The organism is Neobacillus sp. DZ-9, assembly GCF_059587065.1.
In genome coordinates this window covers 810,599-825,882 of sequence record NZ_JCAIOL010000001.1, presented here as the reverse complement: position 1 = coordinate 825,882, position 15,284 = coordinate 810,599, and the positions used below count along the sequence as shown (strand labels likewise).

The following is a 15,284-nucleotide window of genomic DNA, read 5'->3' as shown; positions in this document are numbered from 1 at the left end:
TAATTTATGAAAATTCATAAGCTAGGGGCTTTTATTTAAAAGTGCATAGCATTTATGCCCTTTTTGCAGTGCCCTCTAATTGAGGGTCTCTTTTTCATTGGTTTTTAGTTAAAAATGTGATAAATATTACAACTTTTTGTCATTGCACTTCAGTTCACAATTCCTTCACCATTTTTGTGACGTACGTCACAAAATTCATGTTACCATCTGATTTATATTAACAACATAAACAACATTAACTCTTTCAAAGATAATTTTTAAAAGAATTTTAGGGGGAATAAAAAATGGCTCGAATTAATTATTGGAATCCAGAAGATGAAAAGTTCTGGAACGCAGAAGGAAAAAAACATGCCAGGAGAAACCTATGGATCTCCGTACCTTCATTGATGCTTGCATTCATCGTTTGGCAGATCTGGTCAGTTGTTGCAGTACGTCTTAACGATATCGGTTTCCATTTTACTGAGGAACAATTATTTACACTCGCTGCAGTTCCAGGACTAGTCGGCGCAACCCTTCGTTTTGTCTATACATTCGCAGTTGGTTCAATAGGAGGAAAAAACTGGACAGTAATATCTACCGCCATTTTAGCAATACCGGCAATTGGAATTGGTTTCGCTGTCCAAAATCCAGATACTCCATTCTCTATCATGCTTTTGCTTGCAGCTCTTTGCGGACTTGGCGGTGGTAACTTCTCTTCTTCTTCTGCTAATATCAGCTTTTTCTTTCCTAAGAAGGAAAAAGGAACAGCCCTTGGTATTAACGGCGGTTTAGGTAATATGGGTGTATCAGTCGTTCAATTCGTAACACCTTTAATTATTACTTCAGGAACTTTCGCATTGGTCGGTGACAAACAAGTATTAGCAAACGGCCAGGAAGTATGGTTACAAAATGCAGCATTTATTTGGGTAATCCCAATCGTAATAATGACACTCCTTGCTTTATTTAAAATGGATAATGTCCCAGGCGCTAAACAATCTGTTGCAGATCAATTTGTCATCGTAAAACGTAAGCACACATGGATTATGACCGCTCTTTATGTGGCAACATTTGGTTCATTCATTGGGTATTCTGCGGCATTTCCGCTTTTACTAAAATCTCAATTTCCTGAACATATCTCACTTGCCTTCCTTGGTGCGCTTGTTGCCGCAGCTGCAAGACCTGTTGGCGGCTGGCTTGCTGACAAACTTGGCGGGGCAAAAGTCACTGCGTATGTATTAGTAATCATGGGAATTGGTGCAGCAGGAGTTATTTATTTCTTAAATGGCAAACAATTTGCAGGATTCTTAATGGCTTTCTTGGTATTGTTCCTTGCAACTGGTATTGGTTCTGGCTCAACATTCCAAATGATTCCAAGCATTTTCATTCCTAAAGAAGCAGCACCGGTAATTGGCTTTTCAGCGGCCTTCGCTGCCTATGGATCATTCTTTATTCCTAAACTTTTTGGATGGTCTGTAAATGCAACTGGTACTCCAGTAACAGCTTTCTATTTCTTCATCGGTTTTTATGTTGTCGCCTTTGGTCTTAACTGGTTCTTCTATCAAAGAAAAGCAACTGTGGCCAAAACAATTGCTAAGCAAGTTGGTTAATAAAAAAGAGTGTCAGGCACCGCGACGGTAGCTGACACTCTTTTTTTATTAATCTAATATTTTTATTGTAATTTGCTTTTTGCCCCATTGAATCGCTTTTTGTTCAGAAGGAATAAACACATCTATACGATTTCCTTTAATTGCTCCTCCTGTATCAGCAGCTGTAGCGACTCCATATCCTTCAACATATACTTTACTTCCTAATGGAATGACTTTTGGGTCCACTGCAATTACCTTTGCATTAGGGTTGGCGTTTAAATCAACACCTGTAGCTGTTGTGCCGGAACATCCTTCGCAGGAGGCCGTATAGGCTGTAGCCTTAACAGTAATTTCCTTTGTCTTCTCCGGTTCACTTACCTTAGCCTCAGGCTTAGGAGCAGGCGCAGATGGAGCCGGAGCAGGAGCTGCTTTGGCTTCGACCGGTTTAACTACTGCAGCTGATTCAGTTTTAGCCGGTCTGACTGCTGCAGCTGTTTTAACAGGCTCAGGCTTATTTATATTCTTATTGGTCAAACCTTGATAGATTACGAGATTTAAACCTGGATGAATTAAATCTGTGTTCAATTCATTCCATTCTTTTATTTGAGTAACCGATACTTGGAATTTTTGAGCAATATCCCATAATGTATCATCCTTTATTACCGTATATTGCTTTTCTGTTGCAATCGTTAACACATCTCCTGGATGAATCAGGTCAGTAGAAAGATGATTCCATTTTTGAATGTTTTCTACAGATGTATTATGTACTTTTGACAGATCCCAAAGGGTATCTCCTTTTTTTACAGTTAATTCTGCCGCATGTACATTAGCGCCTACAGTTCCTGAGAGTGCAGCAACTGCGATGAATGTTTTTAATTTACTTATCATTGTTTGTTCCTCCCATGTTCTCTCGTTGCTAACTTGTACTCATAGTAACATGAAATTTTCTGAAACAAAGAACAGGGAGATGTTAATTAAATGACAAGCATGGCAATTATATTACGATAATATTTCTGATTAACTGAATAGTCTGAAATCAAAAAAAAAGAATAGTGCAGATTTTATCCACACTACTCCTTAATACAGACTAACTTATTTTTGCAATCGAAACAGCGCATGCTTTATATTCCGCTGTTCCAGAGATTGGGTCATATTCATTTAATGTTAGTACATTCGTTGGAGTTTCACTCCAGTGGAAGCTCATAAACACAAGACCAGGGACAACTTGTTCCGTAATTTTTGCCTTAACCTCAAGTACTCCTCTTCGCGAACGTACCTGTACAATCTCCCCATCGGTAATGTCTAAAGCCACAGCGTCATCTGGATGGATATCAACTGTTTCTTCAGTTTGTTTAATTTTCACACCTGGGGCATAATGACGAGTCTGAGAATGTGTATTATAGGACTCATATCGTCTGCCAGTTGTTAACATAAACGGATACTCCTCATCTGGCAATTCCAATGGAGCCGTATAATCCACCGGTACAAATGGTGATTTTTTAGCAAGTGGTTCAGCTCGATGGAACCTTTCATGCATGATGAAGGTACCTGGATGTTTTTCATCAGGACATGGGTAATGGATGCTGTACTCTTTCTCAAGCCTTTCATAAGAAATACCGCCGTACATCTCCCAAGCAATCCTTCTGACTTCATCCCAAATTTCTTCACTGTTGTTATAATGCATTGGATAACCCATCAACGTAGAAAGCTCGCAAAGAATTTCCCAGTCTTCTTTTGTATTTGGATGAGCCTCAACCGCTTTACGAACCCTTTGAATTCTGCGGTCTGTATTTGTGTATGTTCCCTCAACCTCACCCCACGACTTAGCTGGTAAGACTACATCCGCCATTTTTGCTGTTTCGGTTAGGAAGATGTCTTGGACAATTAATATATCGAGCTTTTCAAATAATGTTTTAGTATGATTTATATGAACATCGGCAAGAAGCGGATTTTCTCCAATAATATATAATGCTTTTAGCTCCCCCATTTCTAAGCGATCAAAAGTACGTGTTTGTGTATCGCCAGCCTGAGGATTGAGCACAACGTTCCATTCTTTTTCATAACGGGTGCGAAACTCTTCATTTGTTAGGCTCATTGCACCAGCAAGTTGATTTGGTAAACAGCCCATATCCCCTGCTCCTTGAACATTATTTTGTCCCCTTAGGGGCATAATTCCTGTACCTTGCTTCCCAATGTTTCCGGTTAATAGGGCAAGATTGGCAATATCAAATACATTGTTAACACCGCAGTGATGCTCTGTAATTCCAAGGGTATAGGCGATCATAGACCCACTCGAACCCGCATACTCTCTAGCCGTTTCCACGATATCTTTAGCTTCTAGCCCTGTTATGGATGCTGCATACTCTGGGGTGTAAAGCTCTACTTGTTGTTCAAGTTTTTCAAAGTCGATTGTAAATTGCTCGATAAATTGTGGATCGTAAAGTCCTTCCTTTAAGATCACATGAATAAGGGCATTGATTAAGGCAATATCTGTGCCGACATTGATTTGAAGATGACGATGGGCGATTTTGACCATATCTATTTTCCTTGGGTCAATCACTATTACTTTAAGCCGTGATTTTGCAGCTTTTTTAATACGATTAGCAATAATCGGGTGAGCTTCAGTCGTGTTAGAACCCATTAACAGCAATACTTCAGCCCGATCAAAGTCTTCGAGGGTATTAGTGGGGAAACCGCTTCCAAAAACAGTTGCCAGACCGGCAACGCTCGGAGCATGTCACGTTCGGTTACATCCGTCGATATTATTGCTATTAATTACGGTTCTCATGAATTTTTGTGTAATATAATTGGATTCATTTGTACTTCTCGCACAAGCGAACATGCTGATCGCATTGGGACCCCAATTGGTCTTAATTTCCGATAACTTATCTCCTATTAATTGATAAGCCTCTTCCCACGTTGCTTCAACAAGCTTACCGGCTTTCTTAATAAGCGGAGACGATAACCTATTTTTGGCGTGCACATATTCATAAGCAAAGGCACCCTTTACACATGTTTGCCCTTTATTGACTGGTGCTTCCTTGTCACCGCGGATTTTCATAATTTTATTATCTTGGACTTCAAGAACTAAACCACAGCCAGTACCACAATACCCGCAAATCGTTTTTACAAAATTAGGTTCTCCCACTGTCTTCCCTCCCATAAAAAGATACATACCTATATATTCATATTAATCTATTTATCACGATTGTAGATTTCTTTTTTTCAAAAATATTGTACATTTTATGAATGACGAAAATGGGAATAAAAAAACGAGAGAATGGTTTCTCTCGTTTAGTTTAGGCTGTTTTAGCTGGCAATAAGATATTAAAGGTTGTTCCCTTGTTTAGTTCACTTTCAACAAAGACTTTGCCATTGTGGCTTTCAATAATTTTGAAGCTTACCATCAGACCTAAACCATTGCCAGTTTTTTTGGTAGTGTAAAAAGGTTCACCAAGTTTGTTTAACTTATCCTTTGGAATCCCTACACCCGTATCCTGAATCGAAATCTGAACATTATTTTCATGTATCATCGTTTTGACGTGCAAATCACCGCCGTTTGGCATTGCTTCAATTCCATTCTTAATGAAATTTAAAAACACCTGCTTTAAACGGTTCTCATCACATTCAATTTGAATAATTTCTTGATTACAGTCAAAATCCAGGCGGACATTTTTCTTTCTTGCCTCAAATTCAAGTAAGGAAACCACATTTTTAATAACTAGGACAACATTTTTTTCTTCTAATTCGACTGCCTTTGGTTTTGCCAAAACCATAAAATCCTCAACAATGGTATTTACCCTTTCAATTTCATCGAGAATAATGTTTAAAAACTCTAACCGCTCAGAATCCTTCTCATCTAACTGCAAAAATTCCGTATAGCCTTTCATAGAAGTCAGCGGGTTACGAATTTCATGTGCTACTCCTGCTGCTAATTGGCCCACAGCAGCCAGTTTATCTTGGCGATGAAGAACTTCTTCTGTTTTCTTTCTTTCTGTAATATCATTGCGGATCGCTAAATATTGATATGGTTTTCCTTGCTCATTTAAAAATGGAACAATCGTGGTATCCACCCAATAATACGTTCCATCCTTGGCTTTATTTCGAATTTCACCTTTCCAGACCTTTCCCTCACCAATGGTTTTCCAAAGGCTTTTGAAAAACTCCTTAGGATGCTGGCCAGAATTAAGTATTCTGTGATCTTTTCCGATTATCTCTTCACGACTATATTTTGAAATTTCACAAAACTTATCATTGACACTAGTGATGATTCCACGAGAATCAGTAAACGCTACAATAGAAGATTGGTCAAGGGCAAATTTTATATCATTATTTTCTTTGATGGTTTCCTTTAAATGCTCCTCAGCACGTTTACGATCGGAAATATCTGTTCGAATGGCTACATATTGATATGGCTTTCCCTTGCTATTTAGAAATGGAACAATCGTGGTATCGACCCAGTAAAGTGTGCCATCTTTAGCACGATTGCAAATTTCCCCTTTCCATACCTTGCCTTGACCGATGATTCTCCAAAGTTCCATAAAGAACTCTTTTGAGTGATATCCGGAATTGAGAATTCGATGGTCCTCACCAATTAATTCATTGCGGTTATACTGGGAAATCTCACAGAATTTTTCATTTACAGTGGTAATCCTTCCTTTTTCATCCGTAATGGCTACGATGGATGATTGGTCAAGTGAAAAGGTGATATCGCGAACTTCTTTAGTTGATTCTATAAGACTCTTCTCTGCTAATTTGCGCTGTGTGATATCTGAACGAATCGCGATATATTGGACTGGCTTCCGCCGCCTATCTAAAAATGGAACAATGGTAGTATCCACCCAATAAAAGGAGCCATCCTTTGCTTTATTTCTTATTTCCCCTCGCCAAATTTTTCCTGATTGAATGGTCTTCCATAAGTCAGTAAAGAACTCTTTTGGATGATACCCTGAATTTAATATCCGATGGTTTTTACCAATTATTTCATCCTGGGAAAACTTGGAAATTTCTTCAAATTTATCATTAACATAAATAATTGTTCCATATGGGTCTGTAATGGCAACAATTGCGGAAGCATCCAATGCTGCTTTGATGTCCTTTAAATTTGTGTCTGAGGCAGCTAGTTGTTTGCTGATCAAGGTGCTCGAGACAATTAGGCCGCCGATAATAAGGACTGATACAATTATCACTAAATAAATAAAAAAGGAACTATCTTTAAAGGACCCATTTATTACTTTAGTTGTGGAGGCAATAATAGAAGATTTTTTTAACAAAATATTCCCTTCTGCAATGGCCACAGATATGATAATGGCACTTACTGGTTTTAACCAGACTAGGTTTCCAAATGTATTGCTTTTTGGAGAAAAAAGAATCCATAAAGAAAATAAAAAGGAAGTAAAAATTAATATGCCTGAAAAAATAAATAAAAGTACATTATATTTAATCGTTACGTTCATTGCATAAATACCAATAACATGGATTGCGATTACAGCAAGTGCTAATAAAAAGCTCCCAATTATCAAATGGTAAAAATGGATTTTTCTACTAAAGAACGGGATAAAGGCCAACCCTGTAAAAGCTATGCCAATAAATATGGAAAGAATGGTTAACGGAATATGATAACTGGATAGCAAACTTGTATCAGATGCAATCAGCCCCATGAAATTCATAATCCATATTCCTACGCCCATGGAAATTGTCCCACCAAGGAACAACAGCCGTTTATTTTGATCCGATGACCGGATTAAGGTAAACATGTCTATTGCTGTATATGAAGCCATTATGGTTAAACCAATCGCAATGATAAAAAAATAAGGGTGAAACGTTTCTGCCATTGCACTCATTAACTAGCTTCCCCCTTTATTCTAGTCTATTTCTACTATGATTGTAATGTAATCAAATCGGTTATGGAAGTCCTAATTCGCAGAAAACCTATAGTAAAATTTATTTTAACATTTTTCTCCTTAGTCATGATTTAAATCAATTCATTGGTAATCTCAACCGTGATAAAAGTCTTATTTTTAAAATAGTTCAAATTTTTCAAAAAAAGGTCTACACATTTTCTGTTTTTTTGTTTATACTGTACTATAACAAGGGGATCAAAAATAAACTGTATTAATAAAGGAGGAGTTTTAAATGTTAATGAATCCAGTAGAGTTTTTCCGTACATTACCTAAAAAGGAATGTCCTGAATGCGGCCAGCATATGGAGGAGCAAGCTGAATCCTACTTAATGGAATGTGATCGTTGTTTGTCAAAAAGAGAGGAATAATTTTTGCCTTTTCTGTACTACAACAAATATAAATCTCATATCTGTATTATTAAAGGAGGAGTTTAATATGTTAAAGAGCCCGGTTGAATTTTTTCGTAATTTGCCCAAAAAACAATGTCCTGAATGCGGCCAGCATATGGAGGAGCAGGCTGAATCTTATTTAATGGAATGCGATCACTGTTTATCTAAAAAAGAGGAATAAAATGAAAACTCTCCTGAGAAGGAGAGTTTTTTTATTTTCAAGGCAATGTAAAAGGCCATTGTTGATTATTAAAATTGTTGATTGGAGCGGAAGGCGCTAAGACTCCCCGGCACGCCCGCGAAAAGCAAAGCGCCTGAAGCAAATCGCCAACTCAATTAACAGAGCAGTTTTCAAAAAATTCCTTTTTTAATAGTAATAAGTAAGCATAATCCTTTTTTAAGAAGCAAAACCTGTTCATAAGGAGTTGATTCGAATGGCGAAAAAAGAAGATTACCTCACAAATGCACCAAAAGAAAAACTCATTACTGTTAATACTGGTGCGGTTTTTCCTAACTTAAAAAATGTCCCCGGAGACTCAGTGGACGAGCATGAGGCACTTGAAGAAGCAAATACCATTATTGCAGAAGGTGAAATTGGCCAGCAAAACGAGAATCTATAATAAAGAAAGGACTGTCCGATAACAGACAGTCTTTTTAAAAACACATGTATTATATTTTAGGAAGCTCACGAATTTCCTGTGTCATCTGATTGCCACACATTGGACAAAGTAAATCGTCTGTAACAAAATCCTTTCTCATCCAGCCAATACATGAATCATCCATACAGGAATAGACTTCGGTATCCACTAAGATTGTTTCAATTTCTTCTTCTTTTGCCCGTTTACCATAAAAAATTGGAACCGCCTCCTTTTTTTATAGTATGTCCTAAAAAGTACCTTTCATTTCGAGAAAATTTTTTACTAAAGGAGAATAAAACAACATGAAATTGAACTCAAAACGATTTACGGTTGCAGGTACAGATATTGAAGAAGTAAAGAGTTTAAATGCACAGTCAGGTTTAAGCTACAATGAAGTAAAGCAGTTATTGGCCGAACAATACATCAAGAATATCAATAAAGGAATAAGAATTTAATAACGATAGCCTTCCTGAACTGGAAGGCTATGCTTTTGCCTTTTTTAAATATGAAGGTTTTACTGATTCTTTTTTCGTAAGTTTTAGCTGATTCTTTTGATTTGACGTCGTAGATAAAAACACATAGGTACCTCCTACAAAGAGCCCTCCGCCGATAATATTTCCAATGGTAACAGGAATTAAATTATGAAATGCGCCTGCAAAGGTTATGGTATCTGGATGCGGCAGGATTAAGGCAAGTGAAAACGTCACCATATTGGCCACACTATGCTCGAATCCAGAAGCAACAAAAGCAAACACCAACAGCATCATAACAGCTATTTTGCCTCCATCCCCTTTCACGTGCATAGGGATCCAAACAGCTAAACAAACAACCCAGTTACAAAGGATGGCTCGAAAAAATAACTCCATAGTTGAATATTCCATTTTATGTGCCGCTGTTTCCATTAAAAGCTGACTATTATCCAGCGTTGAAAAAATCCCGGAATACAACACTAGCAGGGCGAAAAAAACAGCACCTATGAGATTTCCGGTATAGCATGCAATCCAATTTTGGAGTGTATCCTTCCATGAAGTTTGTTTATTCAATGTACTCACTGTAAAATACATAGTATTACCAGTAAATAATTCGGAACCGCCATAAATAATTAAAACCAGGGCAATTCCAAAAAAGATGGAAGTCATCAATGATGCCACTGGTGAGTGAATATCAAAAAAACCTTCCCCCAAGCGAAATGATAACATAATGCCAAATCCAATATAAATGCCAGACAGAGCTGCTCTTATTAAATACTTAATGACCGATTCATCAAGTATTTTTTTCTTTTTTAATGCAAGACTAATCACTTGTTCCATTGGTTGAAGTTCCATGAGAAAGACTCCTCCTTATTGTGAATTAATTCACATATAATTTATATAAACATCATAAACCTCCATTTCCCTTTTGTTAATAAGTAAACCTTGAACGATATTTGACAGTTTATAAAGCGATTTCAAACAACATGCTGTTGATTTGCGGTCCGGGGAGACCACGCAGGAGTCTTCGTGCCTTCCGCTCCAATCAACATAGGTCAAAATCAACATTAGCCTTTAATATAGTCAAATGAAAAAAGCTAGAACTTTATACAAAGTCCTAGCAAAATTCGTTATTCCGTATGATCGATAATAATATTTTCCTCGTGTCTTTTCGAAAGAATTTTACTTTTTTTCCTGTTCTCTTTTGATTGAAAAATAATATCAAAGTCATAATCCTCTGGATATAGTTCATTTGCCGCTATATAAAGGGTTAGCCTTTTGTGGTTTACAGACACTTTTTCCCCTTTAATTTGAACTACATAATTCCCCTGGGAATCTGGCCCCTGATAAACGATGCCAAATTCATTAGCAGGTGAAACCTTGACATTGTCACCCTGTTGATATTTTGGAATTTCCAATTCTGTTCTGATGGATTTTTTTCGGTTCTGATATTTATTGATAATTACCTGTTTCTCAATTTCCTTAAGTTTCCATGGATCTGTTATGGCAGTTGTATAATTTTTTTCTTCCTTATAAGTTATACTATGTGCCCTTTCAATTATTTTCGGATGGATACCAAGCTTTAAAGCAATCGCAAACGCTTGGCTTTCCCCTCCCCTGCCAATATTCAGGCGATACGTTGGACTAAGTGTGTTTAGGTCAAACTCCATTGACCCATTAATAAAACCATGGTGATTTTCAGCAAATTCCTTAATTTCACTATAGTGAGTAGTTGCGAGGATGATTGCCCCTTTTTCATAAAGAGTTTCCAAAATCGCTGTGGCCAGGCCCATTCCTTCCCCTGGGTCTGTGCCTGAACCTAGTTCATCTAATAGTGCCAGGGTTTTGTTATTTGTCTCTTTAAGGATGTTAATAATATTTACGATTCTTGAACTAAAGGTGCTCAAATTTTCGGAAATGCTCTGACCGTCCCCAATATCTACTAAAATCCTTTCAAAGATACATATATTACTTCCTTCCGCTGCTGGAATATGGAGACCACATTGTACCATTAAGGTTAGGAGGCCTACAGTTTTAATGGTAACCGTTTTTCCTCCGGTATTAGGACCTGTAATCACTAATGCTTTTTGATTTTGCCCTAATCTGAACGATAATGGCACTGCCTTATCACCTAATAAAGGATGTCTTGCATCAATGATCTCAATTTCATCTAAATCATTTACTTCCACTTTGACCGCATTAATTGAACGGCAATACTTGGCTTTGGCAAATAAAACGTCATAATGCACCATGATTTCGATTGCAAAGCGGATTTGCTGCTCTTTTTCTTCGACTAATCCCGTTAAGAAATACAACACTTTTTGCACTTCTATCTCTTCATCTGCTTGCAGCCATGTCAGCTGATCCTGAAAAACGGCCATTTCTTCAGGTTCAATAAAAAGGGTGGAACCCGATGCTGATGTATCAAGCACCGTTCCTTTTATTTTATTCCGGTATTCCTTCTTAATTGGAATGACATATCTTCCATTTCGCTGACTGATTACATTTTCTTGCAAATAGGTTTTATATTTATTTGAGCGGATCAACTGCATGCTTTTTTCTTTAAGCCGTTCCTCGTGAATGGCCATTTGTTTTCTAATTTTTAGCAGTTCTTTAGTTGCATAGTCATCAACTCTTCCATTTCGGATACAGCGAATAATCTCGCTTGCTAGCTCTGGCAATTCATCGATTGCATCGACATATGCGGAAACCCTTGGTGCATAAAATTCCTTATCCTTCATGTATCTTTTCATTTTTCCGCAGCAATCCAAAAAATCATACAGCTTTGATAGTTGATCAGGCCTTAAGGCTGCTCCTTTATTCAAATTATTTACTAGCGCATCGATTCCATCCATCCCAGAAATGGGTACACTGGCACTCTTTTTTAAAATGTGAACAGCCTCGGAAACTTCATCAAGCCAGGCCTCAATTTGGTTTTTATTTGTCGATGGTGACAGCTGCAGGATTTTTTCTTTTCCTTCTTTTGTTAACGCATACTGTGCAATCGTTTCTTTTATTTGTTGAAATTCTAACGTTTGAAAAGTATGTTGATCCAATTTTATAGCCTCCCTAATAATAAATCAGTGTTAAACTTGCCTGTTGATTTGCGCTCCAGGTGCTTCGCTTTCCGCGGGCGGTTCGTGGAGCCTCCTCGGCGCTATAGCGTCTGCGGGGTCTCCCCTGTACCGTACTCCCTCAGGAGTCTCGCACCTTCCGCTCCAATCAACATTGTTTCAAAATCAACAACCAGCCTTTACAAGTAATAATAAAAAAAGCCGCAATGAACAATGTCATTGCGGCTGAAATAAACGAGTTTAAAAATACTCATTTTTTTCATACAAAATTTATCCAAAATAAAAACTGTCTACACGAGTGTACACAGCATCATTGGTAAAAGATGTATGCATATGTTTGCCCATTGTTCTTAACTTCATTCCAAACATGCATAAATAAGCCTACTCTGTTCTTTAAAAAAACAGACAAGCGCCATGGAATGAAAATATCCAATTGATTGGATTAGTTAAGAACGACACCTAACATAAAACATACTCCTTCTAATTAAAAATTTAAATTCATCTTTAGAATAAGATATTTGGAATAGATTGTCAACAAATGTTCGGCAAAATAGGTTTTTGTTCACAAATTATCCATATCATTTTTCCGTGAACTTCTTTATCCTTTTGATAGGAGGGATTCAAAATGAAAAAGATTTACCTTATTTGCGGTCTTGCGGTATTCCTTGGTATTACTGCGGGAATATCGTTTTTTCTAATACGCGATGCAAACGCTAAAATACCAGCAAATGTGACCCTAATTAACCAAAATAAAGAAAACTATAATTTTGGCAAAGATCAAACGAAATTAAAACTTGTTGAATTCATCTACACTCATTGTCCTGATATCTGCCCAACAACGACGCAAAAAATGGTGGGCTTAAAAAACGATTTAGTAAAAAGCGGTGTATTTGGAAAGGATATCGAATTTATCACCATCACAATTGACCCATATCGTGACACACCTGAAATCTTAAAAGGTTATATGAAGGGTTTTGAAATTAATAATGATGACAGTTGGCAGTTCTTAACTGGAGACAAACAAAAAATCAAAGAAGAACAGCAAAAAATAAAGCAGGTCACGGGGGCACTACAATTTCAATATAAAGACCCAGGGAATGGCCAATTCATCCATTCAACCTTTACCTATTTAGTAGATGAAAACAATAAATTTATTGAAAAATTTCCGATGGGAAAAGAATTTAATAAAAAAGAAGTATACGAAAAAATCATGGAAGAATTAAAGTAATAAAAAAAGCGGTTAATCCTGGTGGGTTTAATCGCTTTTTATTACCTATTTTCCTATTTAATTCACGGATGAAGGAAATTTTTTAATTTGCTGTAAAGATAAAAGGTAATTTGACTTTGGTTTTGTTAAACTCGCTTTTATTCCTGCTTTTTTTAATTTGTTAACGAGATCAGTAAGCTGTTTTTTTGCCATACTTATCACCTTCTTTAATACTTCTTAAACCAATTCTACAACAAATTTATGAATAAAGTGTGAAAACGGGGAAAATTTTTTAGAAAATTTTTCTTACTCATCATTTCATTCCAATAGAATTCGCCCTTCCCTTATTTTAATGATATAATTAATAGATATTTTGTTTTGGAGGATGTTTTAATTATGATTACTGTAAGTAACGTAAGTTTGAGATATGGTGACCGGAAATTATTTGAAGATGTGAATATTAAATTCACTCCAGGTAATTGCTATGGTTTAATCGGAGCGAATGGTGCCGGTAAATCTACTTTCTTGAAAATTTTATCCGGTGAGATTGAAGCACAAACTGGAACTGTTCAATTAGGCCCTAATGAACGGATGGCCGTTTTGAAACAAAACCATTTTGAATATGAAGAATTCGAAGTTTTAAAGACCGTTATTATGGGTCATACAAGACTTTACCAAGTCATGCAGGAAAAAGACGCCATTTATATGAAAGAAAACTTCTCCGATGAAGACGGCATGAAAGCGGCTGAACTTGAAGGTGAATTTGCCGAATTAAACGGATGGGAAGCCGAACCAGAGGCTGCTATTCTTTTAAAAGGACTCGGAATCGGCGAAGATCTTCATTATAAAAAAATGGCCGAGTTGACAGGGTCTGAAAAAGTTAAGGTCCTGCTTGCTCAGGCATTATTCGGCCGTCCTGATGTCTTACTTTTGGACGAGCCGACCAACCACTTGGATATCAAAGCGATTCAATGGCTGGAAGATTTCTTAATTAACTTTGAAAACACTGTTATTGTTGTATCCCATGATCGTCATTTTCTAAATAAAGTTTGTACCCATATTGCGGATTTGGACTTTAGTAAAATTCAAATCTATGTAGGGAACTATGACTTCTGGTATGAATCAAGCCAGTTAGCATCAAGAATGGCATCTGATGCCAATAAGAAGAAAGAAGAAAAAATTAAAGAACTACAAAGCTTTATTGCCCGGTTTAGTGCAAATGCCTCTAAATCGAAGCAGGCAACATCCCGTAAAAAACTCTTAGAAAAGATTACTCTGGATGATATAAGACCATCATCCCGCCGCTACCCATTCGTTGGGTTTACACCAGATCGTGAAATTGGGAATGATTTATTAAGAGTTGAAGGGTTAACAAAAACCATAGATGGTGTAAAGGTGCTTGATAATATCAGTTTCTTTATGAATAAAGGCGATAAAGTAGCACTTGTTGGCACAAACGAAATCGCTAAAACGACGCTTTTTAAAATATTAATGGGCGAAATGGAAGCGGACAGCGGCACTTTTAAGTGGGGAATCACGACATCACAAGCTTATTTTCCGAAGGATAACTCGGAGTATTTTGAAAACAGTGATTTAACCCTTGTTGATTGGCTTCGTCAATTCTCTCCAAAGGATGACAGTGAAAGCTTTTTACGTGGATTCTTAGGAAGAATGCTATTCTCTGGTGAGGAAGTCCTAAAAAAAGCAAGTGTCCTTTCTGGAGGAGAAAAGGTTCGCTGTATGCTTTCAAAAATGATGTTAAATGGGGCCAATGTCCTGCTATTAGATGAGCCGACAAACCATCTGGATTTGGAATCAATCACAGCACTTAACAATGGATTGATCAACTTTAAAGGGTCTATGCTGTTTTCTTCCCATGACCACCAGTTTATACAAACGATTGCAAATCGTATTTTTGAATTAACACCAAATGGCTTAGTTGATAAGCAAATGACTTATGATGAATACCTAGAAAACGATGAAATTCAGAAACAAGTAGCAGAAATGTATAAATAATAATTAAAGGCACCACGAATGGT

14 protein-coding genes and 1 pseudogene are annotated in these 15,284 nt (G+C 37.0%); 7 read left to right on the top strand and 8 right to left on the bottom strand.

Annotated features, from left to right (window positions below; all coding sequences use genetic code 11):
- Nucleotides 1-284: 284 nt before the first annotated feature.
- Nucleotides 285-1,586 carry a NarK family nitrate/nitrite MFS transporter gene (locus tag AC59HZ_RS04310; RefSeq protein WP_496544623.1) on the top strand — a complete coding sequence of 434 codons (1,302 nt, stop codon included), beginning with the start codon at nucleotides 285-287 and terminating at the stop codon, nucleotides 1,584-1,586.
- 48 nt (nucleotides 1,587-1,634) lie between these two features.
- Here AC59HZ_RS04310 and AC59HZ_RS04305 read toward each other — a convergent pair whose 3' ends face one another.
- The 4 genes and pseudogenes from AC59HZ_RS04305 to AC59HZ_RS04290 all read right to left on the bottom strand — a co-directional run bounded on the left by AC59HZ_RS04305 (nucleotide 1,635) and on the right by AC59HZ_RS04290 (nucleotide 7,408).
- A complete protein-coding gene (locus AC59HZ_RS04305) occupies nucleotides 1,635-2,453 on the bottom strand; it encodes a 3D domain-containing protein (RefSeq protein WP_496544622.1) in 819 nt (272 codons plus the stop codon).
- 199 nt (nucleotides 2,454-2,652) lie between these two features.
- Nucleotides 2,653-4,548, bottom strand: coding sequence for a formate dehydrogenase subunit alpha (gene fdhF / locus AC59HZ_RS04300; RefSeq protein WP_496544663.1), 1,896 nt, complete (start codon nucleotides 4,546-4,548; stop codon nucleotides 2,653-2,655).
- Between the two features lie 6 nt (nucleotides 4,549-4,554).
- A pseudogene (locus AC59HZ_RS04295) lies at nucleotides 4,555-4,728 on the bottom strand (hypothetical protein); the annotation flags it as partial.
- 136 nt (nucleotides 4,729-4,864) lie between these two features.
- Nucleotides 4,865-7,408: a PAS domain-containing protein gene (locus tag AC59HZ_RS04290; RefSeq protein WP_496544621.1), complete on the bottom strand. Its 2,544-nt coding sequence runs from the start codon at nucleotides 7,406-7,408 to the stop codon at nucleotides 4,865-4,867.
- Nucleotides 7,409-7,700: 292 nt separating this feature from the next.
- Here AC59HZ_RS04290 and yhfH (AC59HZ_RS04285) point away from each other — a divergent pair, with 292 nt between their 5' ends.
- From yhfH (AC59HZ_RS04285) to AC59HZ_RS04275, 3 genes are all read left to right on the top strand, one after another.
- Nucleotides 7,701-7,835: a protein YhfH gene (gene yhfH / locus AC59HZ_RS04285; RefSeq protein WP_090757656.1), complete on the top strand. Its 135-nt coding sequence runs from the start codon at nucleotides 7,701-7,703 to the stop codon at nucleotides 7,833-7,835.
- A 67-nt stretch (nucleotides 7,836-7,902) separates the two neighbouring features.
- Nucleotides 7,903-8,037, top strand: coding sequence for a protein YhfH (yhfH, locus tag AC59HZ_RS04280; RefSeq protein ID WP_496544620.1), 135 nt, complete (start codon nucleotides 7,903-7,905; stop codon nucleotides 8,035-8,037).
- A gap of 253 nt (nucleotides 8,038-8,290) precedes the next feature.
- Complete coding sequence (locus AC59HZ_RS04275) at nucleotides 8,291-8,476, top strand: hypothetical protein (protein ID WP_496544619.1); 186 nt, start codon at nucleotides 8,291-8,293, stop codon at nucleotides 8,474-8,476.
- Nucleotides 8,477-8,525: 49 nt separating this feature from the next.
- Here AC59HZ_RS04275 and AC59HZ_RS04270 read toward each other — a convergent pair whose 3' ends face one another.
- A complete protein-coding gene (locus AC59HZ_RS04270) occupies nucleotides 8,526-8,711 on the bottom strand; it encodes a cold-inducible protein YdjO-related protein (protein WP_496544662.1) in 186 nt (61 codons plus the stop codon).
- 85 nt (nucleotides 8,712-8,796) lie between these two features.
- Between AC59HZ_RS04270 and AC59HZ_RS04265 the strand changes: the two genes are divergently transcribed.
- The gene (locus AC59HZ_RS04265; protein ID WP_496544618.1) at nucleotides 8,797-8,949 is read left to right on the top strand and encodes a hypothetical protein; all 153 of its coding nucleotides are present in this window, start codon (nucleotides 8,797-8,799) and stop codon (nucleotides 8,947-8,949) included.
- 27 nt (nucleotides 8,950-8,976) lie between these two features.
- On the opposite strand, the gene AC59HZ_RS04260 is transcribed toward AC59HZ_RS04265, so the two are convergent.
- Nucleotides 8,977-9,819, bottom strand: coding sequence for a formate/nitrite transporter family protein (locus AC59HZ_RS04260; protein ID WP_496544617.1), 843 nt, complete (start codon nucleotides 9,817-9,819; stop codon nucleotides 8,977-8,979).
- A 275-nt stretch (nucleotides 9,820-10,094) separates the two neighbouring features.
- Nucleotides 10,095-12,020, bottom strand: coding sequence for an endonuclease MutS2 (locus AC59HZ_RS04255; protein ID WP_496544616.1), 1,926 nt, complete (start codon nucleotides 12,018-12,020; stop codon nucleotides 10,095-10,097).
- A 643-nt stretch (nucleotides 12,021-12,663) separates the two neighbouring features.
- On the opposite strand from AC59HZ_RS04255, the gene AC59HZ_RS04250 reads away from it, so the two are divergent.
- On the top strand, nucleotides 12,664-13,266 hold the full coding sequence (locus AC59HZ_RS04250) for an SCO family protein (protein ID WP_496544615.1): 603 nt from the start codon (nucleotides 12,664-12,666) through the stop codon (nucleotides 13,264-13,266).
- Between the two features lie 57 nt (nucleotides 13,267-13,323).
- Here the strand turns inward: AC59HZ_RS04250 and AC59HZ_RS04245 are convergent, their stop codons facing one another.
- Nucleotides 13,324-13,458: a hypothetical protein gene (locus tag AC59HZ_RS04245; RefSeq protein WP_430061302.1), complete on the bottom strand. Its 135-nt coding sequence runs from the start codon at nucleotides 13,456-13,458 to the stop codon at nucleotides 13,324-13,326.
- A gap of 183 nt (nucleotides 13,459-13,641) precedes the next feature.
- On the opposite strand from AC59HZ_RS04245, the gene AC59HZ_RS04240 reads away from it, so the two are divergent.
- Nucleotides 13,642-15,261, top strand: a complete 1,620-nt coding sequence (locus tag AC59HZ_RS04240) for an ABC-F family ATP-binding cassette domain-containing protein (protein ID WP_496544614.1) — start codon at nucleotides 13,642-13,644, stop codon at nucleotides 15,259-15,261.
- The last annotated feature ends 23 nt before the right edge of the window (nucleotides 15,262-15,284 follow it).

Coding starts and splice junctions, on each gene's coding strand:
- AC59HZ_RS04240 (WP_496544614.1), top strand. CDS start 13,642: ATGATTACTGTAAGTAACGTAAGTTTGAGATATGGTGACCGGAAATTA.
- AC59HZ_RS04305 (WP_496544622.1), bottom strand. CDS start 2,453: ATGATAAGTAAATTAAAAACATTCATCGCAGTTGCTGCACTCTCAGGA.
- AC59HZ_RS04250 (WP_496544615.1), top strand. CDS start 12,664: ATGAAAAAGATTTACCTTATTTGCGGTCTTGCGGTATTCCTTGGTATT.
- AC59HZ_RS04260 (WP_496544617.1), bottom strand. CDS start 9,819: ATGGAACTTCAACCAATGGAACAAGTGATTAGTCTTGCATTAAAAAAG.
- AC59HZ_RS04290 (WP_496544621.1), bottom strand. CDS start 7,408: ATGAGTGCAATGGCAGAAACGTTTCACCCTTATTTTTTTATCATTGCG.
- yhfH (WP_090757656.1), top strand. CDS start 7,701: ATGTTAATGAATCCAGTAGAGTTTTTCCGTACATTACCTAAAAAGGAA.
- AC59HZ_RS04245 (WP_430061302.1), bottom strand. CDS start 13,458: ATGGCAAAAAAACAGCTTACTGATCTCGTTAACAAATTAAAAAAAGCA.
- AC59HZ_RS04275 (WP_496544619.1), top strand. CDS start 8,291: ATGGCGAAAAAAGAAGATTACCTCACAAATGCACCAAAAGAAAAACTC.
- yhfH (WP_496544620.1), top strand. CDS start 7,903: ATGTTAAAGAGCCCGGTTGAATTTTTTCGTAATTTGCCCAAAAAACAA.
- AC59HZ_RS04310 (WP_496544623.1), top strand. CDS start 285: ATGGCTCGAATTAATTATTGGAATCCAGAAGATGAAAAGTTCTGGAAC.
- AC59HZ_RS04265 (WP_496544618.1), top strand. CDS start 8,797: ATGAAATTGAACTCAAAACGATTTACGGTTGCAGGTACAGATATTGAA.